This is a genomic window from Acinetobacter sp. WCHA55 (assembly GCF_002165305.2).
Taxonomy (GTDB): Bacteria; Pseudomonadota; Gammaproteobacteria; order Pseudomonadales; family Moraxellaceae; genus Acinetobacter.
The window spans coordinates 215,639-241,229 of sequence record NZ_CP032285.1 but is presented as its reverse complement, the minus strand read 5'-3'; the positions used below and the strand labels follow the sequence as shown (position 1 = coordinate 241,229).

Below are 25,591 nucleotides of genomic sequence, written 5' to 3'. Positions count from 1 at the left end.
AATGAATATCTATAACTCTCCTGTTACCAAAATAGCTTTCTGGGTCATAGTCATTGGTGGTGCGGCTTGCCTGCTTATCCCTTTGTTTGCACCTCTTCTTCCGCTGCAATATTTGAAAGGTTATGGCGAAATAGGAGATGCTTTTGGAGGTATTTCGAACCCATTCGTACAGATACTAGGTTCAGTAGTTCTGTTTTTAGCGCTGAAAGCCCAGATTGATGCGAATAGAATCCTTCATCAGCAAATCGAAAAAGAAAACACGAAGGAGCAACTAAGGCACGAGTTAGATCAACTTCACGAACTTTATATGTTCGTCGAAAGAAACATCAAAAATTTTAGTTACGATCAAGAAAAGACCGTTGATGGCAAGACGCAAATGATCCTTCTGTATTCTCGACGTGCGATTAAATGTTTCATTGAGGATCTAGAGAGCTTAGATGTTGATATTCACAAAGATGACGACATTTTAAGGTTCGACGGGGTTAAAGAAATTATGAGCATTTTGAACAGCGTTGACCTATATTTCGACAAAATCAAAGACAGCGAGATTGCACCTTATCATAAGAGTTTTTATAAAACGCTTATGCAGCACGAACTTCTCTTCAGCGTTTTTCCTTATCAAGATCTCGACAATCAAGCGTACCTAAAACAAGAGCATTGCCCAGAGTGTGGTGAATATCATGCAAATTATCCGCCACTGATTTATGACCGGTTACAGAAAATTAAAAAAAGTTTCTCCTGATGTATTATGGATATTTATTCGGTATCGGTCCTACCAAAAAGCTATTTGTAGTATCTCGAGTACGTGCTGTGGTGTAGTAATTCCAATCTTAGAAAACTCAAAGCTTATTCTGAAACTATCGGAATTGTCGGTTGGGTGAGACTTAGTCGCCCCGTAAAGCCTTATCGGGGCGGCAAAGATAACTTTTTATATCACTGCTATTGATGACGTCCTTTGTTTACTAAAGTTGTAAGCCCTTATTCTTTGTTTTAGACCTTCAACCACTCCGGGCTTGTCACTAGGAGAGTCCCCTTGGCTAACCTTAGCCGTCAGATCGTATTCAGCGATTTCTAGCCGGTCCCCCTGAATCATTTTACGCCAACCGTTCCACAACTTAGGGTCAAGCTCTTCGGTACGCCAACCATCGGTCGGTTCGCTCCGACTCGCTAAAGCCAGATCCCTGATTTGGTTCTGGAGCGTTAGATCGTCAATCATTGTTCGGCGTCAACTATCTTGGCCGGTTCGCGTCAATTATGATGGCCGGTTAGGTTTTCTCATTTTTCCTACTTCCAGCTTGTTTTAACTGATGTTGTTTTCGATAGCTTTCTCCTTCTAATTCTATAATTGTCGCGTGGTGGATCAGCCGATCTATGGCCGCTACCGTCATCATGCTGTCTGGGAAGATCTGATCCCATGCACTAAACGGGTGATTGGCTGTGATGATATGTGCTGAATTAGCAGGAGACTTTCACTTGGGATATGCTAGGCAGCTAACCGATAAAAGTTCTCTGCTATTTGATTTGGCGTTTTAAAATCCAAACTCTTTTGAATTCTTCGCTGATTATAAAATAACACAATGTATTTTGTAATATCTGCTTTAGCTTCATCTCTGGTTTTATAGTTGCAATGATGCACTAATTCATTCTTGAGTATGCCCCAGAAACTTTCAATCGGTGCATTATCGTAACAGTCCCCACGTTTGCTCATTGAACCTTGAAAATCACATTTTTCCAGTATCTTTCGATATTCATGGCTGCAATATTGGCTGCCTCTGTCCGAATGAACAATTAAGCCTTTCGTTGGTTTTTGATTACGAATCGCCATAGTCAGTGCATTGCAAACAAGTTGTGCGGTCATACGCTCATTTAAGCTATAGCCAACCACTTGTTTCGTGTACAGGTCTTTTACTGCTGCCAAGTATAACCAACCTTCAGCAGTCCAAATGTATGTAATATCGCTTGACCATGCAAGATTGGGCTTAGTCATTGAAAACTGTTGCTCTAGTAAATTTGCGTAGATCGCTCGATTATGATCACTCTTCGTAGTTCTTTTGAAACGCTTATGACGCTTACAATACAGCTGGTTGAGCTTTTTTATTTGACGTACAGCATACGTACTGATTTTGATACCTTGCGCTTGTAAATGCTTAGTTAATCGAATATAGCCATAGCTTTGTTTAGTTTCCTCATGAGCTATTTTGACCAAAATTGTCTGTTGATTTCGCTGAACCAATCTTTTATTCATGCCTCGTTTTAGCCAATCATAAAATCGTGACACTGAAACGTGAAGTAATCTAGCCATAAAGCTAATCGGGAATAAATGTCTTTGCTGTTTCATATAGGCGTACCTTACTGACTTTCTTTCGCAAAGTACGCTGCTGCCTTTTTTAGAAATTCACGTTCCATTTCAGCTGTTTTGAGCTGTTGTTTGAGCTTTTTATTTTCTTCGAGTAAGGCATTTAGATCAGGTGAATATTGTTTAGTGCCTGCTAAGGTGCCAGTCTTTGCTTTATTATTCCAATTTGAAAGAGTTTGCATTGAAATGCCAAGTTGTCTGGCTGTTTCCGATACATTGCCTTGATTGGCTTCAATCAATTTTATTGCTTCAACTTTAAATTCTGCGGTGTAAGTCTTCTGTTTCTTGCTCATGGTAAACTCCTGATGAGTGTCTATAGTTTACCAAGTTAAAACCTCCTGTTTTCTCAGCACACATCATTTGAGCTATTGGAATTCAAAAGATCTAACAAAATACTTCTTTGATTTTCTGCTAACCCTTTTTTTGTACTCCTCGATGAAACAGGTCTTGATGGTCTCCTAGCTTTTAAACTTTTAACCATACATGATATGTTGTGTGAAATTTCACGATCTATTATTTGATTTCTCTCACTGATAATTTGCTTTGCAAACCAATCTAGATAATTAGCAATATACGATATTCTTATATAGGTCGTAGCATTTGATACAGATTCATTGGTTCGTATTTTTGCTCTATTAAACTCTTTTCTTTGAATTATAGGTTTTCTTAATTTTTCATCAGTTTTCTTATCTTTTTTATCTCTAAGATAAATACAAAGGCCTTCTATCTGTTCTGTAGTCAAAAACTGTTTCTTTAAGAAAGTTTCTTCCAATAAAATGTTATTAGTATGACACCATTCTAATAACAACTTAACGGCATTGAGATAGGCTTCTATTGTATTTGAGGCCTTCGCAGAATTTCTGAGCTTACTTGTAGCAAAAAGAGTCGGATACCAATTCGGAACTCCATTGTCATCTATCAAAAGTGAATAACGTTCGCCTGACTCAAATTTTGTTCTAATGAGTTTCATTATGTAGACTCAAAACATTACATTATTTGATGGTACATCATTACCTGTTAAATTCAATTATTATATTTACTTACATGTTAAATTATTATATTTTAATATCAATTATTTATATAAAATTATTTACATAAAAGTCTTTGGTGCATTTAAGTATGGTGGGTCCAGGTATAAAAGTTTGACTTTATTAGCTAATTTCTCTCTTAAAGAGTACAGTGCCAATAGGTTATTCCCCTTAATTAGCAAGTTCTCTTTTAGCTCACCATTTTCGTCAAAAAATTCAAATTCTGTCTCATTGGTTGCGCTGTAATATTCAGGATTGGTAAGTACTTTTGGCTCAAATAATGTATCAATATCTTTTGAATCGACTTCTTGATGTAAAAACTTTTCTGTTGTTTTAACATCTTCGCGAGACATGCCCCCAACCAGCACAGCATCTTTAAATGGGAAATTAATCACTACATTACTGTTATTTTTAATAAAACCTACGTTTTCTTGATTCGCACTGTAGAGTCCAATTTTATTACTAAAGCGTGTGTACTGACCTTTTTTGAGTGAATTTTCCGCCATGTCTTTCCCTACTCTATGCTTTGCCAAAAATGTGAAACTATTTGTTGTGTAATGCCAAAATTTTCACAAATAAGTGTATTACTAATAAGCATGAAAGCAACATAAGGCTGTTCTTTTTTTAGCTAGTTGATTCATAACCTATAAAAAATAGATATGAAAAAGCCCCAATGTTGCAAATGGGACTTTTTTGTTGCCAAGGTTAAACTACTTAGCTAAAACTTGATCCACTGAACCAATTAACTTTCGGATTACTTCACCTTCTAGGGTGTTGTTATAGGTGTGTCATTTCAAATTTAGATTTTATCCCACCTCTTGAACAAGAGTATTAAGAATAAAACTGGATAAGCAATTGGCCATAAAACTGTAAAAAGTATTTTTGATGAATAAGGACTAATTTTCATCAAAATTTTATTAATAAAATAGTACCCCGTTAAAACATAAAAAACCGCACTAAAGTACTGGTGCATATTAATCAGTAAACACCACCAGATAATAGCCCAAAGAATCGCTACAAAAGTAAGGTAAAGGTAGAAAGCTTTATTTAGTTGCATGTTCATCATCTTTGTTCGGCATAACATTACCTTTTAAAAATCTACAATTGATCTAGTTCCCTTAGGAAAAAAACCACTAATTGCTTAGTGGTTCGTTCTGATCTGGTGATTAATTGGATTCCGTGGATATGACAATAGATGTCATATAAAACCTTCTTTGAACTGTCGCCCTTCCAGCGACTCTAAGTGCATTTCAAGGAAATCTATTGCCACTTCTGAGTAATTTGCGTTGGCTGAACAATTCACCAACTTTTCATCACAAAGACATTTTCCCAAATTTGCCAACTGAGTAACCAACTCATTTCGTACAGAAGCCAAGCTGAGAGCTTCAATCTGAGCTTGCAGTTCTTCACTGAAAAACTGCAGTTCCATACGATTACCACATTGTTGTTGCAGTAGATATTTATTTAATACCGCTACGGCTTTAGCGGTATTTAATTCACCGTTCATCAATATTACTTATTGTGACGGTACTGGCTTGGATAAACAGGGTTTGGATCAGCCCATAAACCAAGGCGTTGAGAACGTGCGTTGCTTTCAGCACTCAAAATAATTTTATCTTTGAGATATTCACGATAAGCCCATGCATAGCCATCTTTAACTTGCTTATAGTTAACACTATTCACGATGTTTAAGTTGGGCACTTGGTTTGTACGCATCTGAAAAATGGTACCAAGAGTACGACCGTAGCGGTCCTTACTATTTTCTTGCACATACACAATCGTTTCATGCAAGAAACTGATGTTCTGACGCGATTTCTGACCAAAAGCTTGACTTTTTTCTGGTGCATCAATCTGGTTGAAGCGAACACGGATCTGCTCATTGTTGTTGTTTAAAACGGTGATAGTGTCGCCGTCAGAAATACGTACAACTTTGCCAACAAAATCGGCTTGAGCTGCAGTAGCAACAACAGACATGGGTAAGGTTAAAGCTAAACTTTTTAAAGTTGTATTAAGGTTCATTTTGAATCCTTAGTGGGTAAAGAATAGGTAAATTGTATCGCATTACGTAACTGCAATTTTTTTCTTAAAAAATATATTCAGCTGATTAGTTAGGATTTATCCCCTTTCTCTCAAGCCATTTTTTCCATTGAAGTGCATACGCAACTAAACCAGGTTGTTTCGCCGTGCCATTGCGATATATCGCATTAAAAGATGGCGTCCATGAGTGGTAAGCAGCTGCTCTAACCCAAAAATCGGTTGACGGTTTTGTGGTTAATCGATTTCGCAAGATCTTGGCTGCAAGTCGCGCATTCAGACATCCATCAGTACGCACATAATGGCTGTTATAATTTTCAAACATACCGCCACGTTTAAAGTGCATGGAATTGATTTGGAATTGCCCCATATCCAATGAACGGTTTTTGTTTTGCGCTGTTTGTCCATTGGTACCACGCTCTTTGCTATGTATACCCAATAAAACATACAGCGGAACACCTTCTGACCGCGCAGCATGAATAACACAACTCAAAGTAGCGACTCTACCCGGTACGGTTTGATCGTAAGATACACTCGCTTGGTTGTATTGATTGTATTGCGTAGTTGGATAGGTATAAGAAACAGGACGGATATTCTGGCGAACGGGTTGTTGTTGTGGTGCTGGTGCTTGCTGGCCACTAGGTTGTGGTCCATTTTGTGCAACTGCCGTGCGCTCAGTGCTAGTCGGAGTTTCTTCAGTTTTTTGCGGTGTGTACTTCACGCCCAAGTAACGACTCGTAAATCCTCTTGGCTTTGCTGGCGCCGTTTCTTGCTGAGTGTTGGTCATGACCTGAAATGGTCGATATGGTGTACTTGATCCATTAGAATTGACATGGTTTGCATATGCACCTAGAGCCTCAGAACTTTGAGGCAATTGAGCATAAGCAACGCTTGATCCTAATAGAGTCGCAAATAGCGTTGGTTTTAACAGCATATTAATCAGCACCTTTATCGTTGTTGTTGAAATTGTCGATTAGGTGCTGTTTACGGTCAGCTAACTTATTCAGTGTTTCAACTGGCAATGGGTTTTTGCCGTCATACCACGATAAGCTATATTTTTTTGGCGCATAGCGGAACCATGCCAAGAATGGCGCATTCGGTAAAAATAAAAGACCAGTACGGACTTGCCACGCACGATAAGCTGAATTGATGCTAACCATGTATAGATAAAACACCAATAATACACCTGGTACAACAAGCATTGGATATAGCGCTTTAAAGAACATATAAACTACGTACAAGCCTGTAAACATAGATAATGCTAAATACAAATAAGACGAAAACTGATGGTTTTTAACAAGCTTGTCTATTTCATCATTACTCATTGAAGCTAAACGTTCTTGCCCTCTTGGGTAGTGAGTATTAGCAATGAGTCTTTTCAGTTGTTTAAAATTGTTAGGTGCGACAATTTCATATTCACATAAAGGGTGTGCACATACCCAATTCACGTTGCCTTTATAAGAACGTGGAATCCTGTTGTCATGCATTAAAATCGATTTACCGCATTCGGGGCATGTTGGAGACAGCATTGATCTAATATTAGATAAATGCGGTAAAAACCCTTTTCTAGCTGAACTCCAGTGGGTTTTACGCCCGAAATCAAAAAAGACTCGCTTTAAAATACCTGATTTACGGGGTTGACTAGCTTCAATTGCCTGTTTAATGGCAGCTTCATCTAAAACCTCATTGGTAATATTTACCTTTTGTGTAGCACTATCAGAACTATTTTTATCTGAAGACATACTTTTACCTACGGACTTTTATTATGTAGAATACGTTATTATATTAAAGGATTTTCAACGTGTCTAAAACCCTTTTTATTTTCGCAACGGTTATTTTAATTTCCACCCTTTTAAGTGCCTGTAATAACTCTAATACTCCAAATGAACAAGATCCATTAAAAGGTCAAGAACAGAAGTTTTTAGACGAATCGGCAACGAGTGAATCAAAAGAACTTGTGTTTTATGACTTGGTAGATCCTAAGAAAAAAGACCAACCTATAAAGGCTGAAGAAGCAAGTGCTTCCGAGCCTGAAGCCCAAGAACAACAACCTGAAAACGCCTTATCTCCTGAGGTTCTTGAAGCGATTCGTAAACATACAGAACGACAAGAAAAAAAGGAAAATGCACTCAGAACAATAGCTGAAGCTAAGCGTATTGAAGCATTATTAGTAGGTAAAGATCGCAGTAGTGATGATGGCTATACCTATAACAGTGATGAATAATTGATATATCAATGGTTTTAACCAATACAAACTTATTATTTTAAGTTAAAATGATTTTAAATTTTTTGGTATATACGGTTATGTTTAACAGTGCTTTTAAAAAACATAAAATAAAAATATGTTTTGGCTTGCCAATCATAATTGTGGTTTCGATCTTAATATTCAAAATCTACTCCTACCCCTTTAAGCCAAGACTCTTAAGCCCCGATTGGATTGAAAGTCGCTACAATGGTTGGGAAGTTGAACATCATGACTTATGGATTGCTACAATTGTGGATGTTGTTGGTCCAAAAACAGTAAAAATTAGAAATCAAAATGGAGAAGAAAAAATTATGGATCTTCTCTATATAAATGCTTTGCAATCTTCGGAAAAAATGAAAAACCTCTATATCAATAGCTTGTCCGGTTATGTTGGCCAACAGCTATTTGTAAAAGGAGATTCAGACAAAGCGCGGTTTAATGGCGTCTTGATCGATGGTAACGGTGAAAATATCAATCTAAACCTAACTTATGTACCAGGTGCGGTATTGGATATGTCATCAACTGCATACATTCATGACCGAGAAAAGCAATTAGTTCCTTATTTCGCGAATATCAATTCAGAAAATAGAACGTTTTAAGTTATAAATTAAGGGATATTAGAAAGGCCAAGCTATGCCAGCACCATTATGTTTTCTCACACTGGAATTTACCGCCAAAGTCAAGAATCCAGTTGATGTGCCTGACATTATTAAGTCGTCTATTTTGACGCGTATTAAAAAGTGCCGCACATCATCAATAGAACAGGTTCAGTATCTTTATAATGCTGAAGAGAGCTACTGGAAGCCAAAAAAACAAGTCACTGAAGAAGCAACTCAATATCATGGCATCACCAATGAAGATTTATTAACGCAAGACTCAATCAATGGTCTAAAGATTAAAAACTATGTTGTGTATTGGGCAAACGTTTATACATTTAGAATTTTGCAAAAAAGCAAAGTGAAGTTTTTTAATCACCGCTTTATCTTTTTAAACAACTTAATCAACGTGATTGGTGAAGATGGTTCCCTACCCATGACAGAATGGGCACGTTTAGCCAGTGCAGCTTCGGGAAATAATGAATTTCCAGAAGAGATACTGACTAACACTAACAATAAGGTCATCTGTTTGACCGTTATATTTGATTATATTTCTGAAAAATTAACATCACTTTATGGTTTGGATCTAAATAAGCATTACGATCTGGTTGCTGCAGTACAATACAACAGTGCCATCAAAGCTAAGAGTCAAAAATCATTAAAGGTTCATAAGCTTATGCGTGATGATTTTAATGAGTTTAAATTGCTTTTAGACAAAGGCATGGAGATTAAGAGAATTAAAAAGGAATATTTTATAAATAATAACTATCTCCCTTAAACCTAAAAGCCACTTTCTTAAAAGTGGCTTTTTTTACGTTAAACATAAAATAAACTATCACTAAAACCCTTTTTTAAAATATAATACTTTTAATTTCTATTTTAACTGGTGATACATTGTGAGTTTAATTAAGAAGCAAAAAGACATTCTATCTCACGACCCTCTTGTTTCAATTTTTAGTAACAATGACCTTTTAACAATCTCAGTTGATACGGATTCTGAAGATTTGAATCGTCAACCTAAAAATATAAAAATCCCGAATGCCGATCTTAAAGAGTTAACAATACAAATCAGTGGTTTTGATACTTTAGAAAACAATGATGTTGGTCGTTATTTCACTTGTTCTGGTACCGTAGAGCTCGTTAATACACTAGGTAATGGTGAAGAAAAACGTTTTGTATTAGCAGAGCCAAAAATCAAAGTAAACGTGGTTAAAAAAGGTCATTTACCGCAAACAGAACAAATTAAACAATTGGTTCGTAATGCGTGGATGGATGCATTTAGTGATGGTTGCCAAAACATTAACCAACCTTACCACTATGAAGATGAAACTTGGTTTGAACGCTTCAAAGGTAGCATTATTGGTAAGTTTGTACTGATCGTACTTGCCACTTTCTTCGCTGCTTTCATTGGTTTGGCTATTTTTGGTTATGTTGCTGGTAAAAAACAACAGGACCCAACATTAGAAATTGCGAATCAAATTGCTCAAGATCCTGAAGCATTAAAGCAATTGCTGAATCAATATGATCAACAAAATAACCAAGCTGGTGCACCTACTCCACAAGCATTACCAGAACAAGCAGCTGAGCAAGAAAGACAGCAAGAAATTAGCTCATTCGGTTTAGATGCTGGATCTAGCGAATAACGCTGATTAAGCAATAAAAAAGCACCTTAGTCATAAATACTTTGGTGCTTTTTTTGAGCCTAAATTTATTATGCAAATTTAAAAAGAATCCAAATGATGACGAGATGTACTGGATAGAACCAGTACGCCCACTTGCCCACTGGCGGTACTTCAAAAGGTATATTCATGTGCTGTCCTTTCAGTAGGAATTGTGCACCAATATACGTTGCAATGGCGCTACTGACAGCAAATGAGAATGCCAAAGAATATGTAGTCATATCCGTATAGTAGCCACCAATCAACCAGTTGAAAATGTTGGCCAATGAAGTGAGCAAGACGCTGATCATTAAAAAGTATTTCTTAGAACGAACGTTGGTTGTTTTAAAGAATAAATACAGGAATACAATTAATAAAACGCCCCACACGCTATACATAATAAAATTAGATAGCAATGTGGTCACGACTAACAGAGAGACAAACTGCAGCGTTGCATATTTATGTTTAGATTCCCCCAATACAACAAGCAAAAATCCTAAAAGCAACGTAGGCATGACGTTCAGTGTTGTAAATGGCTCTTGGTTGAATAGTTGATACGGTACTTCTGATAGCACACAAAACAACGCCAAATTTTTAAAATAGTTTTTTAATGTATGGGTTTTCTTTTTAGGAATAGCTTGGTTCAAATTGAATGCAAGCATGATACAAAAAATAGGAAAAGCACAACGGCCAATCGTCCTCAACAACAGATTATATTGAGGAAATAATATTGATGCGTGGTCAATAACCATGGTCACAATCGCAATCCACTTCAATAGATCCAAGGCTCTATTGCGATCTCGCACGGCGCTTTGGCTAATTACAGCTTCTTGTAGATGAACCATGTGTTATTTTTCGCTAAAGGGTTTGTATAAGCATCACTACGCTGTTTTCGGGTGTTGTTACGATTATCTAAGATCTCAATGCTATTCCAACCTTCGGGATAACCGAGCACCAGTCCAGAGTTATAAAATCTCGTGCGATGACGCTCTTCATCGCCGGCATAAAACAAGTACGCACGAATATCGTTATACGGTCGATGCCCGACCAATACGTTATCTTCATCACGATCAAAGTACTCATAAATTAAATCCGTATATTCACGATTGAAGTATCCGCACTTCTCAAACAGATCTGCACTTGAACGAAAAGTAATAGATTCCTTGGCCAGTGTTTTATTTAAAATCATGCGAGTGACATTACGAGCAAACACGGGCAAATTAAAATGCACAGGCAAATGAATTTCATTTATTTCGGACAAATCAATAGGATCACCAAAAGGACTAGAAAGTTCTAATGCTTTTTGATAAAAGTCCATCCATTGTGCAAGATATTCATCAACAAACTTTTTCTCACCATAATAAATTGGTAATCCATCAACCGTTAAAAGGTTTTGTGGAGGAAAAATATTGTTTCTTAAATCTAAGATGCTTTGTTTTAATTTTGCGATTTCGATTGGATCACTAATCATAACAACTCACTCGAATTAGAGTATTAAAATAATTATATAGGGTTTTAATTAATTAGATATAAGTTTTTAGCTCAGTAAATAAGCATTTTTGTTGTGTGGCGAATTAGAATTGATAAAAAATTTAAAAGAATATTTATTCTAGGAATTATTGATACAATGTATCTAATTTCTTACGAATTAGTATATACAATTGGGATTACTATGCTTACCCCTGATCGAATAGACAAAAAAGTTAATTTGGCTGGAATTGACAAGTCGTGGACCAATTTATTAAATCACTTGGACATTGATAGTCATCCTGAATACAACATCAATAAAACTCAGCCATGGTACTTGGCTAATTTTGTAGATTACCTACGCCTACTCAACTTTAAGTTTGATGAATTAAATCTAAGAGAGATTCGTGCAGTTGATTATGACTTGGTAGATTGGTCATTTCTTAAATCTAATCGCCTAAATGGTGTTGAGGTGTTTAAGGACCTTGCCATTTATCTGCAGAAACCCATTTTTGTTACGCAATATCCTAAATGTGTAGCCATCAATGCTGATGTTCGCGATCGTAAGCTTGCAGAGGTTATTTATGATTACTACAGACGCTTCTTACCGTTTTTCTATTCATTCATTAAATTGATCAGATCAACGCAGCGCTTATCTCTAGAACGTAAATTCCCCGTGATTGATAACTTTATGTCTAATTTTGGAGATCTTAGTACTGGTGAGTTTTATTCAAATATTCCATTTGATGATGCAGAGCTCAAAAGGATTTTGAAAAATGGCTTTGAAAAATATAGAGAGCATAAATCAGAACAGCGGTTTAGCCGTGCCATCGCAGAGCTAACACCGATGTTTAAAGCTTTGTCTGAATACTTAAAGATTGTGTCTACGGTTAACTACGTGGATCTAGACCTTATTCACTTCTTACACAATGCATTTTTGGGTAAAAACTTTAATGTTTATTCAGATCTATTCGCTTTGGATAAAGAACCTAATTTGTTGGTCAATTTAAGTTGGACATACACAAAAGCATTTCAATATTCATAAATAGCACCATGGTCGTTTATGTGCATCGGCTATATCAAAAGGAAGAAGAATATAGCGATCTTTTAACGAAAGGGCCTGGCCATACCGAAGTTTTGTAGCAGAAGAAAAATCTGTACTGGTTTTGCCCGTGGCAAAGTCTAACCAAAAGACGTCATTTCCATCGCAGAATAAACCTAAATTATCCTTTTCAAGCGCCACATACTTGATATAAGGATCATCTATTTGTGAGATCGAGGGAATATATTGATAGTCCACCTTTCATACAATATGTTTGCGAACGTGGTGCACGGCGATCGGTTGATCTATGGACCGTGCGTTATCCCATGCTACCTGAGCTTGCTCTAAAGTATATACGTGCGCTTGACAACATTCGTTGTATAGCCCTTTCCGTTAAAACCAGGCCACCCAATATTTGAGCCGACATTATCTCTAAAACAAGCTAGGTAAAGTTCAGTCATAAGGTTTCTCTTAAGCAACTTTCTTATTCAGTATGTGTTCGGCTAAGCGCTTGATACCGCCACCGTCCGTAATTAAATGTTCAAATAATTCGCCATTCGGGTTTTTAACTCCTTCCAACTGGCCTTTTTTGATGCCTAAGACATCAGAAATAATTGGATCTGAACCCGAATCAGCCAACAAGTAATATGCCGAGATCTGTTTGATTTGACCGTCACGGTCTAAGCGACCAATACATTGATCATGAACACCAGGCGACCAATCCAACTCACCAAACACAAATGTTTTGCATTTTGAGTGGTACTGCAAGCCATCAAGCCCGGCAGATGAACGTAATGAACTAATGAAGACTTTGCTTTCATCATTCAAGAATGCTTGTTTAGAACGTTCCTTAGCTGCAGGTCCTTCCGTGCCTGTATACATAACAGGATTGAATTCAGCCAAGCGTTCTAGCCAAATGTTGTACACATCTCGATGCCAACCATAAAGCATGACTGATTCACCAGACTCAACAAGCATACGCACGAACTCAGCGACATACGGCGCTTTGGCGATACCTGTTGCTTGGCGCATCATAATATTGAATTCTTCTGTCGCACGAAGCTTTTGCCCTTGGAATTCCTGAGTAGAGCTTAAAATTACTTTTGCCAGTTCCATTGCCTTGCCCTTAATTTGATCCAGTACTTTAGGATCGCTTTCGACATATTGAGGGATGATTTGTACTGGCGGTAACTCTCGATTTACATCTGCTCGAGTACGGCGCAACATTAGACCTTCATCACGTAAAAACATCCCAAACGCTTTAGGATCATTAATACGTTTTTCTTGTGAACACCACTCACGAGCGAATTCAGTAGCGGTACCTAAGCTATCTGGACGCAATATTTCAATGATGTTGTAGAATTCATCACCGTAGTTATAAATCGGTGTAGCTGATAGACCGAGGCGTAATTCAGCTTGGTCACTAATGAGTTTAGCAGCGGAATACTTTTGCGATGTATAGCCAGTCCGTAACTCTTGGATCTCGTCAAACACTACGTACTTAATCTTTCCGGCAAGATATTCAGCCCAACCGTTCAACTTTGAATAACTGGTGATAATGACATCGGGTGCTGCTTCACCCTCTTTGTGCAATGGATAAGGCGATGCTTTCTTTAGGATGTGACATTTTAGGTGCGGAGCAAAGCGTTCAATTTCATTCTTAATTTGCATTGGAAGATGTGTCATTGTCACAAAAAGCGCCGGGAGCGATTCAGGTAGAATCATCGGACATATTCCACTCGCTGTTTTGCCAAGGCCCAAATCATCCCCCAAGAGCAAACCTTTAACATTAAGTAGTAGATCTGCAGCTGCTCTTTGATACTCATATGGAGGCACAGCAAGATCAAATGTTTTGATCGGACGTTTATAGTCCATCACATCCAAAATATCTTCTTTTAGCGACACATAAGCCTTAGATTGCGCTTTCATGTATTTAAGATCATCAACACGCATTGGATAACGTTCAATAAACCAAAGTAGGTCGTGACAATTAGACGGCGTATCGCTTAACTCAATAAATTTTGATGCATGTTGGCTGACTTTTGGGAATACACGCTTAAGTCGTGTTTTAACATGTGGTTCACATTCAATGTGCCAGTTTTTTTCTTGACGAGAAATGGTGCCGTAAGATTTATACATTAGAAGACCCCCACTAAAATACGATGGCGGTAAATAAATTTATTGTTCAGTTGGATTGGAATGTTATTCACCCAATACGGTGTACCAACCACATAGAGCGCTTTTATGCTGTCATGGCTTAAATAACGATTGATCTGACGCAATAATGCGTTACGTGCACCATCTATTTTTAATTCAACACCCACCTTGCCGACATCTAGCTCAACAGTAAAATCAATGATGTCTTTATTTGATAGACGAACCTCACGTTCATACGGAATCTCATTGGCAATAAACATTTGCTCAATCGCGAGTTGTAAGTCTTTTTCGTTATAAAAACGGTATTTGTGTGAAGAAAACAGAATTCCAAGCTCTTCAATCGTTTTCATTCTGCATCCCCTTGGTCAGCTTTAGCAGCCTTTTTGTTTTTCTTCACCTGGCTTTTATCAATGGATTTTGACGGTACCAGTTCAACTTCACATTCAGTACACGACAATCTAAAAGTAGGACTACACGTTGCACCACGGCCACACTCAGGACACGCAAAAGATGCCCTAGTCTGTTTCTTAGGCTCAGGCTCTTCAAAATTGGCTGAACCAAGCTCTTGATAGAGTGTTTCACCGATCATAGTTTCTTTGAGTACAAAAAACTCGTTATCATCGCCGTTTGGTTGTTCACCCTTATAAAGTTTAACAACCTTAGGTTCTGGTATTGGTTGGTCGTCATCATCTAGCGGATCTTCATCAAAAGCCGTTGGATAATAACCGCCAAGGTTTGCAGCGGTATTTGATATGTCGATTAGTCCGATCGCTACATCAAAGGGATTCATTGTAGTGGGAGTCGTTTCCTCTTCTTCATCACTTGTTGGGGTGGCATATCCAGTGAGGGTATCTGGTGCTTTTGACGGTTCGGCAACTGGCTTCTCTTTTTTAGGTGATTTCAAAGCTGAATTGATTTCATTGCCAAGTAAGGCAATATGAAATAGCTTTGGAGAAGCAGTCGGAATGGACTCCAACAACTGCACTTGCTCTTGAATCATTTCAAGACTGGAAATCGTTTTGGGTGCGTACTTGTCATACCATTTGATGATACGCCCTTCATCGACAAGCTCATTGCACACTTGAATAAACAAGCCATCAGGTACAACGATTTCGGTCATCTTCTCGCCTGTCGTGCGACCTTCTTTTGTGCCGTCATCAGTCATAATCAAACCGATCTCAAGCATAAATGTCGCAAACTCAGCATTGTGATATGAGCGTTTAGATGGCTCACCAAAAATGCTTTGTTTCATATGACACATCTCATGTGCATAGCATTTAAAAATGTTAAGCAATGGTTGGGTGCCAAAGTAATCAGGGTTAAGGGCCAGTTCGTGCGTATACGCCGTATCATCTTCTGTCGAAGCAAATCTATTCTCAGACCAATAACCGGTATTTTTGTTGATACGTTGAAGCGTAATCAAACAATCTGGTAATTCATTTTTGAATAGCCTTTCATTGAAACGGTCATACACCAACTGCAGTTCTTCATAAAACTGCAACGTAGTTCTATTCTTTATGTTCATTTTTCAGTCGTCCAAACAGGATCAAACTAGGTGTGGATTGTACAAAACAACGTTTAAAGTTTACGCACAGCTTAAAATACAGTCAATAGTTTAAAATAATCAGCAAAGCATATATTTTTTTAATAAAAAATTACAACACAAAAAATAAGTATCATTAAAGTGTAGGTTTAATAAATTGTGGTTGGTTTTCATAATATGAGTGTTACGCTTTACTTCCACACAAAACTGGTGTTCCTATATCAATTTTGAGGGTTTTAAGTATATTATAAGCCACTTTTGTTAAATGCACATAGAAGTTACTTTTAGCGTTTATAAATGCTGAATAATACCCTTATTGTCAATAAGGCGCTATTTAAAGGCAATGGTTCTTAATAATGCTGTTTATAGAAAACTGGATATCGAAATGAGTCTGAATAACATAAAACTAACAGCCAATTGTTTTGCCCTTACACATCCTGAAAATGAAAAGAACTTGTTCAAGTACATTTTTAGAGAAATGTTTAAACGAAATAAGGTCGAGACATTCTGTTCCGCAAAAGTCATATTTTTTACAGATGGCAAGCACATCTATTTAAGAACGTGCGTATCGGACGTCAAAATCCCAATGGCCAAAGAATACATTGAAATTTCGCACGGTCAGCAAATCACTGGAAAAATCATGGTTCCTCTTAACCGTGAATGTAGCTTTAACCGCCAAGAAATTGAAGAATACATTTCGGTCCACGGCGAAAAACCCAAAGGCAATTCAGGTAAGAAGCGTAAAAATCTAACTGGAGATGAAGCAGCCGAATTCACCAAAAACGCTCTTAGTAGCAAAGGTCTATTGGATGTCACTATAATTGAGCAACAATGTGGACCACAGCTCAGCATTTTGAATATTCCAGTCCAGACCATAGATATTTCATTTAGTGCGACTGTTGGTGATTTAGAGATATTTAAAACAGCATGGCTCAATGGTATTGGTCGTGATAAAACCTACGGCTTTGGAATGATCCGCTTAGATGGTACTTTGTTTACACCGCCTTGTAATAATAGTGCTCACGCCTAATCGAAAGGACTTTTAAAGTCCTTTTTTAAACGAAATTTTTCAGATATTGATCTGATGTAGATCCTGGTTGCTCAACATGAGAAATAAAGATTTAGATCCAAAGATAGGAATACCACTTAAAGTCATCACAGCGCGATTAGAACATGTGAAGTTTAACCTCAATGGCTTAATGAAACGTGTAGAAGCTTATGCGATCGCACGACAAAACAGTAAAGATCCGCACGAATGCCTAATCAGTGGTGATGAATGGACATATGCTGCACTAGATTGTCGAGATCCTATCTGGCGTGAACGAATGAAACGCACCAGTACCATTATGGGTGTTCAAGCCACTGGCCAAGAAATCCCACTCTCATTTATCAATCAGCTACCTTGCAACATTGGTGAAATCATTACCCTTGGCTCATGGAGCCTAACCAAAAATATTTATCGGTTTGAAGATCAAGTCATTCAAATGCTTGTAAAGACCGAATACAACCGCAGTATCCCCGGTTTCCTATTAAACCTACCTGATATTGCGATCTACGTTCAAACCGACAATGCCAATCTCTACGTGCAAAATGAACAAGTGGTCGGTGTTATTTTTGCGAAAAACACGTTGAACGATCGCAAGGTGCTATTTACCACGGTATATACCGATACTGGCTTAGCAAAAACCATTACCATGCACTTCCCTGATGATGATGATTTTGAATCAACTGTTGAGGACTGCATGACCGATTTCATTGATACGTTTTTTGATGAAAAGAACTTGCCTGATGAACAAGAAATTAACACGTTCATGGAACTGCAGAAGAAGCTAATCAATTTGATTCTATGGTTCAGCCAAAAAGAACCAGATCTCAGACCATTAACACCAGAAACAACACAAGCCAGGCCTAAATTAGAGCTGATTAAGCGTGAATTGCGTTTATTTGAGGCCAATAAGTACAAGCCGACTATTGTTGGTACCGAAACAAATAAAAAGATCAATGAAGCGATCCTAAAGCGCGATGAAGATCTAAAGTCTGGCAACTACAAAGGTACCAAAAAACCACATCCACGGATTCCTCACTGGAACTTTTACTGGTTGGGCAAACGTGGTACCAAAGAAAAATGGGTTAACCATTGGATACCATTTCAGATTGTTGGCGGTGTGCCTAAAGATAAAGGGCTCTAAGGAATAAGTTATAGAAATTTAAATTTCTTACCACTGGTAAATATAAGCATATATGTCAAGTAGAAATGCAAAAGTATTGGATTCCAACACTGATTCCGTAAAGCCAGTAAAAGCCACATGAAATAAGAAAGAGCCCTATGTTGGCTCTTATTTTGTTTTTGTAAATCTCAATTTTAACGCAGCGTGATTTTCACTTTACCAACACACTTTTTGTTTAGTGGGCGATTATTACTATCTACCCGTCTCAAATAGCCACATTGACTACAAGCAAAAGTATCATTACCTGAATCATTCGTAAATTTAAGCCAAATGTGACCATTGCCATCGTCTATATCTGTTTTAACGTATTTATCTAGATTCATGCTTAAACCTCTTAATAAGCTCACTCGATAATAACAATAGTTTTGCTTAGATAGTATTTTTCCAAAAGAAATTATTAGCAGATTTTATATATTTTTTAAGAAAAGTTTTTGAGCGCTTTTATTTATTAAAATTAAATTATTAAGCAAGGAGTTATAAAGCATGGCCAAATCAATAGACCAGTTATGGGGTGAATTACAGCAGATTCAATTTGATGAATCTAATTCCCTACCATGCGAATTCCATATCTGGAATAAAGGTGCATATCGCTATCAGATCCTAGATTGGTTTGAAGCAAATTCTGAAAATGGCGTATTAAGCTTGCAAGGCAAAACCTATACAACATTATGGGAAGAGTTTGGCAACACCCCGATAAACAATGATGATGAAATCGAAGAAGACTTTCATCTATGGGGCAAAGGTACAGACCGCTTCATTATCTGGCACTGGTTTGATGATCAATTAGAACACGGTGTAATTAGCTTAATTGAGAAAGGAGTTGCGTAATGGGATTATTTAGTTGCCCTCACTGTAATAGTGATATTGATACTAACGATAAAAAGTCTGGCCATCAGGTGAATGATGTAATTCAAGAAACCTTTTGTTCTGTTGACTGCAGTATTGAATATCTGGTGCATAACTCACAAATGATTGCAGTAGATCAATACGGAAGTTTGCCATTAAGCAATGAAAACCTGAATGAATTCATTGAAGCATTTTCTAATGAGGGTGTTGAAGATGATGTGTTAGAACACATCAAAGCTGAACTTTGTTAAGTAGTCGCGCACGTGCTCTAAACAACACTGACAATTGCATTTAAAAAAAGGGCTTAAATCATTTAAGCCCTTTTAATATTTATACGATAAGAAAACTTTCTAATGTTTTTCCAGATTCAATCTCACGATTTAACCAGGATGGACGTTTACCACGACCGGCCCACACTTCTTTGTGGTTATTCGGGTTGCGATATTTAGGATCTGCTTTAACCACTGGCTTTTTATTTAATTTACGATTTTCGCCGTGCTCATTTAATTCAAGAATAGTTAAGCCTAATTCTTTTGCGATCTCAAACATTTTGAGATAACCGTCATCAAGTTTCTTATTCTCTACTACAACAATTTGGTTTTGTGCCTTTTTAATTAGGTCTTCTAACTGGTCTTTACTTAGGTTTTCAACTTCCATAACTAATCTCGAAAATTTGGATATATCAAATATACACCAGTGCGTTTTGTTTACAACCGCATACGGTAGTTTTAATTGATTAAAATATTCAACTTATTCCATGGCTATTCTAATTTTTAAGCATAAGTTATTCCCACTTTAAATCCATTAATCTAAAAATACATTCAACCTGTTAGGTAAATTAATATGCACAAGTATCTCATGATGAATCTTGCGATTAACGAAACATCAGCACTACCAATTGGTATCCGTATTTGTGATTTTAATATCGGCTTATATGCCTCTAAGAAAATTTCAGAAGTGCCAGCTTTAATGGCATTGGTTAATTACACCCTGTTTAAGTATTCAAGCTATGAGAGTGAAGAACTTGAAGACATTAAAACCTTATTAGAAGAACATGATTTTAAAACTCGCTATGACTCTTGGGAAATCAGCGGTGATTCTTTTTACGTTTTGGGTTTTAAAGAAATTACAAAAGACGAGTTTGAATTATTGCAAAAACTTGACCTGTTGACCGTGGTAGACGAATACAACTACCACCATAAACTTTTGTCGAATCATGGTGAGCATAATTTTGACGAATATTTCAAAAACTTTAACGAGTCTAAAGAGCAAGAAATCTTGAAGCAGTTTAAAGACATTGCATTCAACCTAAAAAGTGATGCCCCTTTAAACTCGACATTTGCTCAAGACGTTATAGAGTTGCTGACTACCTACAAGTTTGGTACAGCTTTAGAACCTATCGACAGCACTCACAGCGATACAAGAAATCGTTCCTACTTTAGCCATACGCTTGAGGGTGACTTCGCATCTGGAGCTATTCAGGTCATTATTTCAAATTACAAAGAAACTGGCGTCAAAAACCCTTATTCAGTGATTGAGCCTTTAAATCTTGAAATTATGCTTGAAGATGAACAATGTTTTGATGATGAATATGCAAGTCTCGTTGTTGAATGCGAGTATGTGTTTAATCTTATTAAGACCGACTTATACACCAACACTTTTGAATAAACCAAGCCTTTAAGAGAGAAATCTCTTAAAGTTGCGCTTAAAAACGTAAACGATGTTTTTTTAATTGATTAAAAAAGGTTTTGAATTTTTAGCGCTGCAATGGCGCTCGTCATTATTAATTCTTTCTGGATGCTTAAATAAGTATTTTTTAAAAAAACTTTATCCGTTCATATTCTTAATATAATGAAACCTAATCAAGCAAATAGCTTAAAACTTGGAGAAAGCTCATGAATTTAAACCGTAATTTTTGCCCGATCGATTTTAACGAAGTTTACGGCAGTACTGACAATTTACCTTTGTTTTTGGTTAAAGCGTCACGCCAGGATTCTAACGATGACGAGCATAGTGAGTATTTCTTCATTCGAGCACCTCATGAGCACCGTTTAGCTTTCTTCCTTGCCCACATGTTCAAATCACATGTGGATAATGCCCTTTTGACCTTGGAAAACTTGGCTGAAGAAAATTATCAAAATATCCCTGAATTGGAAGAGTTGATGTCTTCATATGGTGTGATTGATGGCGTTGGCGTGGATACACTTTTTGATTTCCGCGCTAAGGAACTCACAGTTGATAAAGCGCTGGAGCTAGTCGAATTCATTGAAATTAACCCACTCAATACTGATATTGTGGGCTCACTATTCTTGGAGGCACTTTAATGAATAGTAGCTTTATCTTAATTAATGAAGCTATGTCGCCTATTCGTAAGAATACGGCGCTTTTGGAAACCCTGTTATCTATGATCAGTACTGCAGATCAAGACCACGGCGACCAAAGCCCAAGCTTCCACATTAATATCCATGCTGGCATTGAATTGCCTGATCATGAAATTGCATATACCACTTTAAAAGGTTTTGCAGAGCTGACCGAAGATCATAATCTTTGTATCTATATGAATCCTGAGCTGTCAGAAAATGGCTTTATGTTGCTATCCACTCAAAACGTGGTACCTGATTGCTATGACAATTCTATCTTTGTAGATCTGTCGAATCAGTTATGCAATTTCTTCAATCAAGAAGTACAGCAGTTAAACGATCAAGCGCAAAAGGCGTTAAAGCTGTTGTTACAGCATAAAATCAATGGAACAGCGATTCGCACGTTCAACCCTGAACAATTGCAGATCTTACAGAAAATCGCTGCATTAGATAGCTTCATGCTCGATGACCAGCGCGATTGGTTTTACTTTTCCGAAGTAGCCATTGATAACGCCTATAAAGACATGAAAAAAGGTTTAGAACTGTTGGTTCTCAATGAAGATATTAAGGATGCACTTAAACAGCTACTTGATGCAAACAACATGGAGTTTTGTGATTTACCAATACTCGTGGTTTTGTATCCCCTACTGGTTAAGTCTGAAGAAAATAACAAACTGGTACAGGCTTGCTTAAGTCATCTCATTGGCAACAACTTAATCAATGAGCCGTTTATTGCTGGTGTACAACTTGAAGCTGGTGCATTTAATAGCGAAATGAACACCTATACTTTATTGCCACACATGAAAGCAGTAAAAGAATTGCTGATAGATATTGAAGCAGATCTCACAAAAGTTTAACCGTTTTACCTGAGCTCATTGCTCAAAACCTTGGAGTTGTTATGGATACTATTGTTCGCGTTAAATCAGTTGGTGTTTTAGGTCTATCATCTAAAATCACGACATTTGTAATCGACATCGAGCTTGATGGCGGTAAATTAAAAATTGAAGATCAATTGCTTCATTTTAAGAATTCTTTACGTACAAGCTATCGAGAATATGATGAAAGTTTAGCGATCGTAAACAATAAGGCTATACTTTCCAATTTAGACAATGCAGTAAAACCAAACGAATTGCATGCTTTAGTTGATGATTATATCGACTCAGTTTGGGTAACAGATGCCAATAAAAACACCACTAAACAGCGCCGTGCGTCACTTGGTTTGCACAATCCAACGATAAAAGACAAAGGTGTTTTGAAAGAAGCCCTTTTAAGTGAAGTTAGCCTACAAAAACTATATCAATCAGAACGTAGAAGCCTGATCAGATCGGAAGTATGTTGCGACCAGCATACTTCTTTTTTTTTGAACCTTAGCCTAGAATCATCCAATATCATCGCTTCATACCAAGAGAATCATGCCATATCTCATATATTTAATGTTCCTTGCGTTTGCAAGCGCCGTAATTTTAGTGGAAGAGGCTTATGGTCTTAACATCCAATTATTTGCAATGGGGATTGTCGTCATCATTGGACAATTGGCAATTTTTTGTTTTATCAACGCAGCGATTAACATCAACAATGAAAAACAACATCGCAATGCCGTCAAAACCTTGCACTATGGCGCTTCATTTTCATTAATTGTGGTCACTACACTGGTCTATTTATATAAGTATGTGTTGCACAAACAGGAATATTTGACCATGGCGATTTACTTTTTAGGAACGTGGTTTGCCATCACCCTTTTTGACTCAGTGTTTAAGTTAGTCAAAGTTGGTATTTTTAATAGCAAGAAAGACAGTGCTGAAGTTGTGAACTCAACGCGTAAAGTGACGGTAGTTACTTTAGCGATCTGTATGTTTGGGTATTACTTATTTAGCAAATATGCATTAAATATTAACGTACTAGACTAGGCATCTTGTAAACAAAACCGCACCTAATACACAAGCGCAATAACCAGCAAAAAAGAACATCCTTTTAATTATTGCGCTAATCTTTTCCGTCACAGTACCGTTATGAACAATAAAAACTATCATAAACATTAAAGCGATCGTGCAGAGGAATAAGGCAAAAACAATTAAATAAGTAAAAGCAAAGTCAAAGTTTAATACCACTGGAAAACCAATAGATACCGCCATTAAAGCTATTGTACTTGATGCATTCATATCTTAAAGCCCATCTAGCAACTAGCTTAATCGTAGCGATAAATAAGGTTTAAAACTGAAACTTTATTATTGAGATTGGTCAGTGCACATTAAAAAAATGTGCTTGGTATATACCAGAAAGCAAAGAACCAGACGCAAAACGCCTGGCTCTTTAAAATTGAAAGGTGAATAAAAAAAACACAAATCACTTGAACGCATTTCTTATTCAAGGTCAGTTTAATTAGATTTCTTGCCATTGTCTATGTAATGTAAACGTGGACAGCATTAAAACAATCTATATTTTTTGAAAAAAGTTTTGAAAAGGTACAGTGAAATATAATGAATGTATGAGCTCAATGCTCACCATTTGGAGAAATTATATGAACTTTGAAATCTTATCTAAAACAAAAGTTGTCGGTCTACAAGAAGATTCTCTCACCTCTTTTCAAAATTTTATGTTTGAAAATATTGCATGGGATAGCCAAGTCCGTGCTGATTATTACCAGTCAAATAAGAATACTGTACTGCTGGAGCTACCAGTACGTTTACGCCGTGACATTCAAATCGAAAACATCAACGGCGCTTTAGATGCACTAGTTGATTTTGAGCTGATCTACAAGCAAGACCAAGGCAAGTTGGTATCTTCATTGGTCGTTGATACGCAGTACTTGTTATGTATAAATGATCAGGATATTGATCTTTGGTCAATCGACAGAGAACTCAGTTTCTTACAAGAAGCTGACCGCAATCACCTTAAGAAGCTTATGCGTCATTGTGATGATCGTTTCCATGCGTGGATGCGCGAGATTAAGTCTTACTTCAATCGTTTGACAGTACAGCCGTTGCATCTTGATATGCAGATCAAAATACGCAAGATCGTAGGCTATACAGCGGTGCTACCTAAGACCTTTCCATAAGGTTTTAGGTGCCAGTATAAAAACAAATAGACCGCAATTAAGCGGTCTATTTTTTTGCCTAAAACGGCGTTAACAGATCTATGTAATATTTAGCCCTTAAAACTATTGGCAAGTATCTGAATAGCGCTCAGCACTTCCAAAGAATGATTCACCCTGATTGTCCACGATGTCTACATACAGATCTGGTTTAACTGGAGCATTGGCGAATACAGAGCAATAAAACGGATGAATCTTTTCATTCACAAAGCGGTTTAAAGAGTCAGTTTCATCAGAAGAGTATTTATCTGCAGTTTTGCTAGACATCTGAACGTTCATATTAAAGTGTTTTGAATACTTCACTTTTTTAAGTACCGCACCAGTTTCAATCTGGTACGGTGTTTTAGTGTTAAGCAAACGCTCAACTTTACGTTTGTTTTCAGCAGTAGGAGAAAGCGCAACAGCAGATTTTAAGCTGTTTGTATTCAGGTTATTTAAAGAACTATTAGCTAAAACAGCGCACGACATAGACACTGAGATTATTGCAACTGCAGATAGTTTTAGTGTTTTGAATACGTTCATGTTTAACGACTTTCCTGTATATACTTAAATTATATACTTAATATACGATATTTGATTTTTTTGGAATTTTAATCTTATTTGATTTTGTTAATCGGTATATACCAATAAGATTGTTTATACGCAATTTAGCAAGAATCGCCCCCTTGTTTGGGGTTACAATTATTGTAATTTACAGATTGTTGATACAGGAAACCGATATGTCTGAAGAAGTGAAATACGAAGACCGTGTACGTGCTGCATACCGTTCTGCTCAAGGCAATGTAGCTCAAGAGTTCTCCCCTCACATTGTTAAAGCATGTGAAGCATCATCAAACGCACGTATGGAGCGCTTAGCAACTGGTCAAACAACATTTGACGAGGAAGAAGCTGCATTGATGAAAAAATGGAATGCACTTAAAAACAAAGCCTAATCATCGCG

General features: G+C 37.1%; 34 protein-coding genes and 1 pseudogene. 17 read left to right on the top strand and 18 right to left on the bottom strand.

The genetic code is table 11. The features are described from left to right. Position 1: 1 nt before the first annotated feature. Positions 2–742 (top strand): hypothetical protein, encoded by a 741-nt coding sequence (locus tag CDG62_RS02200; protein WP_087528568.1) that lies wholly within the window; start codon positions 2–4, stop codon positions 740–742. Positions 743–1,265: 523 nt separating this feature from the next. Here CDG62_RS02200 and CDG62_RS02190 read toward each other — a convergent pair. The 8 genes and pseudogenes from CDG62_RS02190 to CDG62_RS02150 all read right to left on the bottom strand — a co-directional run. Further along, positions 1,266–1,445, bottom strand: a pseudogene (locus tag CDG62_RS02190) (ATP-binding protein); the annotation flags it as partial. 38 nt (positions 1,446–1,483) lie between these two features. Next, a protein-coding gene (locus tag CDG62_RS02185) for an IS3-like element ISAba21 family transposase (protein ID WP_085940850.1) occupies positions 1,484–2,649 on the bottom strand; the annotation gives its coding sequence in 2 pieces (ribosomal slippage) (positions 1,484–2,391 and positions 2,391–2,649; 1,167 coding nt in all). Between the two features lie 53 nt (positions 2,650–2,702). Then, positions 2,703–3,326, bottom strand: coding sequence for a hypothetical protein (locus tag CDG62_RS02180; protein WP_087528569.1), 624 nt, complete (start codon positions 3,324–3,326; stop codon positions 2,703–2,705). Between the two features lie 120 nt (positions 3,327–3,446). After that, entirely contained in the window at positions 3,447–3,890 is a 444-nt protein-coding gene (locus CDG62_RS19530; RefSeq protein ID WP_228141108.1) for a hypothetical protein, read from the bottom strand. Positions 3,891–4,582: 692 nt separating this feature from the next. Next, positions 4,583–4,891, bottom strand: a complete 309-nt coding sequence (locus CDG62_RS02165; RefSeq protein ID WP_005006143.1) for a hypothetical protein — start codon at positions 4,889–4,891, stop codon at positions 4,583–4,585. Between the two features lie 5 nt (positions 4,892–4,896). Beyond that, positions 4,897–5,403 carry a thermonuclease family protein gene (locus CDG62_RS02160; RefSeq protein WP_058952583.1) on the bottom strand — a complete coding sequence of 169 codons (507 nt, stop codon included), beginning with the start codon at positions 5,401–5,403 and terminating at the stop codon, positions 4,897–4,899. A gap of 85 nt (positions 5,404–5,488) precedes the next feature. Further along, on the bottom strand, positions 5,489–6,352 hold the full coding sequence (locus CDG62_RS02155) for a lytic transglycosylase domain-containing protein (RefSeq protein ID WP_005028500.1): 864 nt from the start codon (positions 6,350–6,352) through the stop codon (positions 5,489–5,491). A 1-nt stretch (position 6,353) separates the two neighbouring features. Beyond that, complete coding sequence (locus CDG62_RS02150) at positions 6,354–7,160, bottom strand: hypothetical protein (protein WP_005028502.1); 807 nt, start codon at positions 7,158–7,160, stop codon at positions 6,354–6,356. Between the two features lie 59 nt (positions 7,161–7,219). Between CDG62_RS02150 and CDG62_RS02145 the strand changes: the two genes are divergently transcribed. From CDG62_RS02145 to CDG62_RS02130, 4 genes are all read left to right on the top strand, one after another. Continuing rightward, the gene (locus CDG62_RS02145; RefSeq protein ID WP_005028504.1) at positions 7,220–7,642 is read left to right on the top strand and encodes a hypothetical protein; all 423 of its coding nucleotides are present in this window, start codon (positions 7,220–7,222) and stop codon (positions 7,640–7,642) included. An 80-nt stretch (positions 7,643–7,722) separates the two neighbouring features. Then, positions 7,723–8,262 (top strand): hypothetical protein, encoded by a 540-nt coding sequence (locus CDG62_RS02140; RefSeq protein WP_010591043.1) that lies wholly within the window; start codon positions 7,723–7,725, stop codon positions 8,260–8,262. A 34-nt stretch (positions 8,263–8,296) separates the two neighbouring features. Next, a complete protein-coding gene (locus CDG62_RS02135) occupies positions 8,297–9,037 on the top strand; it encodes a hypothetical protein (protein WP_005006125.1) in 741 nt (246 codons plus the stop codon). A gap of 118 nt (positions 9,038–9,155) precedes the next feature. Then, positions 9,156–9,902 carry a hypothetical protein gene (locus CDG62_RS02130; RefSeq protein WP_005028508.1) on the top strand — a complete coding sequence of 249 codons (747 nt, stop codon included), beginning with the start codon at positions 9,156–9,158 and terminating at the stop codon, positions 9,900–9,902. Positions 9,903–9,970: 68 nt separating this feature from the next. Here CDG62_RS02130 and CDG62_RS02125 read toward each other — a convergent pair whose 3' ends face one another. Continuing rightward, positions 9,971–10,762, bottom strand: a complete 792-nt coding sequence (locus CDG62_RS02125) for a TraX family protein (protein ID WP_032056299.1) — start codon at positions 10,760–10,762, stop codon at positions 9,971–9,973. Further along, positions 10,738–11,388 carry a hypothetical protein gene (locus CDG62_RS02120; RefSeq protein ID WP_005028512.1) on the bottom strand — a complete coding sequence of 217 codons (651 nt, stop codon included), beginning with the start codon at positions 11,386–11,388 and terminating at the stop codon, positions 10,738–10,740. Before CDG62_RS02120 ends, CDG62_RS02125 begins: the two co-directional genes overlap by 25 nt. 201 nt (positions 11,389–11,589) lie before the next feature. Between CDG62_RS02120 and CDG62_RS02115 the strand changes: the two genes are divergently transcribed. Next, positions 11,590–12,429: a hypothetical protein gene (locus CDG62_RS02115; RefSeq protein ID WP_228141107.1), complete on the top strand. Its 840-nt coding sequence runs from the start codon at positions 11,590–11,592 to the stop codon at positions 12,427–12,429. Here CDG62_RS02115 and CDG62_RS02110 read toward each other — a convergent pair. From CDG62_RS02110 to CDG62_RS02095, 4 genes are all read right to left on the bottom strand, one after another. After that, entirely contained in the window at positions 12,424–12,684 is a 261-nt protein-coding gene (locus CDG62_RS02110; protein WP_010591040.1) for a hypothetical protein, read from the bottom strand. The genes CDG62_RS02115 and CDG62_RS02110 overlap by 6 nt on opposite strands. A 213-nt stretch (positions 12,685–12,897) precedes the next feature. Next, a complete protein-coding gene (locus tag CDG62_RS02105; protein ID WP_005006110.1) occupies positions 12,898–14,565 on the bottom strand; it encodes a DEAD/DEAH box helicase in 1,668 nt (555 codons plus the stop codon). Continuing rightward, entirely contained in the window at positions 14,565–14,933 is a 369-nt protein-coding gene (locus tag CDG62_RS02100; protein ID WP_005006108.1) for a hypothetical protein, read from the bottom strand. The genes CDG62_RS02105 and CDG62_RS02100 overlap by 1 nt, the downstream gene beginning before the upstream one ends. Continuing rightward, positions 14,930–16,108, bottom strand: coding sequence for a SprT-like domain-containing protein (locus CDG62_RS02095; protein WP_087528570.1), 1,179 nt, complete (start codon positions 16,106–16,108; stop codon positions 14,930–14,932). Before CDG62_RS02095 ends, CDG62_RS02100 begins: the two co-directional genes overlap by 4 nt. 403 nt (positions 16,109–16,511) lie before the next feature. On the opposite strand from CDG62_RS02095, the gene CDG62_RS02090 reads away from it, so the two are divergent. Both CDG62_RS02090 and CDG62_RS02085 read left to right on the top strand, forming a co-directional pair. After that, positions 16,512–17,156 carry a type I-E CRISPR-associated protein Cas6/Cse3/CasE gene (locus CDG62_RS02090; protein ID WP_207778890.1) on the top strand — a complete coding sequence of 215 codons (645 nt, stop codon included), beginning with the start codon at positions 16,512–16,514 and terminating at the stop codon, positions 17,154–17,156. 76 nt (positions 17,157–17,232) lie between these two features. Continuing rightward, positions 17,233–18,315, top strand: coding sequence for a hypothetical protein (locus CDG62_RS02085; RefSeq protein WP_024160740.1), 1,083 nt, complete (start codon positions 17,233–17,235; stop codon positions 18,313–18,315). Positions 18,316–18,488: 173 nt separating this feature from the next. On the opposite strand, the gene CDG62_RS02080 is transcribed toward CDG62_RS02085, so the two are convergent. Further along, on the bottom strand, positions 18,489–18,677 hold the full coding sequence (locus CDG62_RS02080) for a hypothetical protein (RefSeq protein ID WP_024160741.1): 189 nt from the start codon (positions 18,675–18,677) through the stop codon (positions 18,489–18,491). Positions 18,678–18,837: 160 nt separating this feature from the next. Between CDG62_RS02080 and CDG62_RS02075 the strand changes: the two genes are divergently transcribed. Both CDG62_RS02075 and CDG62_RS02070 read left to right on the top strand, forming a co-directional pair. Next, the gene (locus CDG62_RS02075; protein WP_024160742.1) at positions 18,838–19,182 is read left to right on the top strand and encodes a hypothetical protein; all 345 of its coding nucleotides are present in this window, start codon (positions 18,838–18,840) and stop codon (positions 19,180–19,182) included. Then, positions 19,182–19,451, top strand: coding sequence for a hypothetical protein (locus CDG62_RS02070; protein ID WP_024160743.1), 270 nt, complete (start codon positions 19,182–19,184; stop codon positions 19,449–19,451). The genes CDG62_RS02075 and CDG62_RS02070 overlap by 1 nt, the downstream gene beginning before the upstream one ends. 79 nt (positions 19,452–19,530) lie before the next feature. Here the strand turns inward: CDG62_RS02070 and CDG62_RS02065 are convergent, their stop codons facing one another. Next, entirely contained in the window at positions 19,531–19,857 is a 327-nt protein-coding gene (locus tag CDG62_RS02065; RefSeq protein WP_024160744.1) for an H-NS family nucleoid-associated regulatory protein, read from the bottom strand. A gap of 186 nt (positions 19,858–20,043) precedes the next feature. Between CDG62_RS02065 and CDG62_RS02060 the strand changes: the two genes are divergently transcribed. The 5 genes from CDG62_RS02060 (at position 20,044) to CDG62_RS02040 (ending at position 23,467) form a co-directional block, all read left to right on the top strand. Then, positions 20,044–20,868 carry a hypothetical protein gene (locus CDG62_RS02060; protein ID WP_024160745.1) on the top strand — a complete coding sequence of 275 codons (825 nt, stop codon included), beginning with the start codon at positions 20,044–20,046 and terminating at the stop codon, positions 20,866–20,868. 227 nt (positions 20,869–21,095) lie between these two features. Next, positions 21,096–21,524: a hypothetical protein gene (locus CDG62_RS02055; protein WP_024160914.1), complete on the top strand. Its 429-nt coding sequence runs from the start codon at positions 21,096–21,098 to the stop codon at positions 21,522–21,524. Next, positions 21,524–22,417: a hypothetical protein gene (locus tag CDG62_RS02050; protein ID WP_024160915.1), complete on the top strand. Its 894-nt coding sequence runs from the start codon at positions 21,524–21,526 to the stop codon at positions 22,415–22,417. The genes CDG62_RS02055 and CDG62_RS02050 overlap by 1 nt, the downstream gene beginning before the upstream one ends. A 41-nt stretch (positions 22,418–22,458) precedes the next feature. Then, positions 22,459–23,049, top strand: coding sequence for a hypothetical protein (locus CDG62_RS02045; protein WP_228254375.1), 591 nt, complete (start codon positions 22,459–22,461; stop codon positions 23,047–23,049). Beyond that, complete coding sequence (locus CDG62_RS02040; protein WP_228254374.1) at positions 23,027–23,467, top strand: hypothetical protein; 441 nt, start codon at positions 23,027–23,029, stop codon at positions 23,465–23,467. The genes CDG62_RS02045 and CDG62_RS02040 overlap by 23 nt, the downstream gene beginning before the upstream one ends. On the opposite strand, the gene CDG62_RS02035 is transcribed toward CDG62_RS02040, so the two are convergent. After that, on the bottom strand, positions 23,459–23,719 hold the full coding sequence (locus CDG62_RS02035; protein WP_024160750.1) for a hypothetical protein: 261 nt from the start codon (positions 23,717–23,719) through the stop codon (positions 23,459–23,461). The two genes, CDG62_RS02040 and CDG62_RS02035, sit on opposite strands and share 9 nt — an antisense overlap. Before the next feature lie 359 nt (positions 23,720–24,078). On the opposite strand from CDG62_RS02035, the gene CDG62_RS02030 reads away from it, so the two are divergent. After that, on the top strand, positions 24,079–24,615 hold the full coding sequence (locus CDG62_RS02030) for a hypothetical protein (protein ID WP_024160751.1): 537 nt from the start codon (positions 24,079–24,081) through the stop codon (positions 24,613–24,615). Positions 24,616–24,717: 102 nt separating this feature from the next. Here the strand turns inward: CDG62_RS02030 and CDG62_RS02025 are convergent, their stop codons facing one another. Continuing rightward, entirely contained in the window at positions 24,718–25,173 is a 456-nt protein-coding gene (locus CDG62_RS02025; RefSeq protein ID WP_024160752.1) for a hypothetical protein, read from the bottom strand. A gap of 197 nt (positions 25,174–25,370) precedes the next feature. Here CDG62_RS02025 and CDG62_RS02020 point away from each other — a divergent pair, with 197 nt between their 5' ends. Then, entirely contained in the window at positions 25,371–25,583 is a 213-nt protein-coding gene (locus tag CDG62_RS02020) for a hypothetical protein (protein ID WP_005006071.1), read from the top strand. Positions 25,584–25,591: the final 8 nt, after the last annotated feature.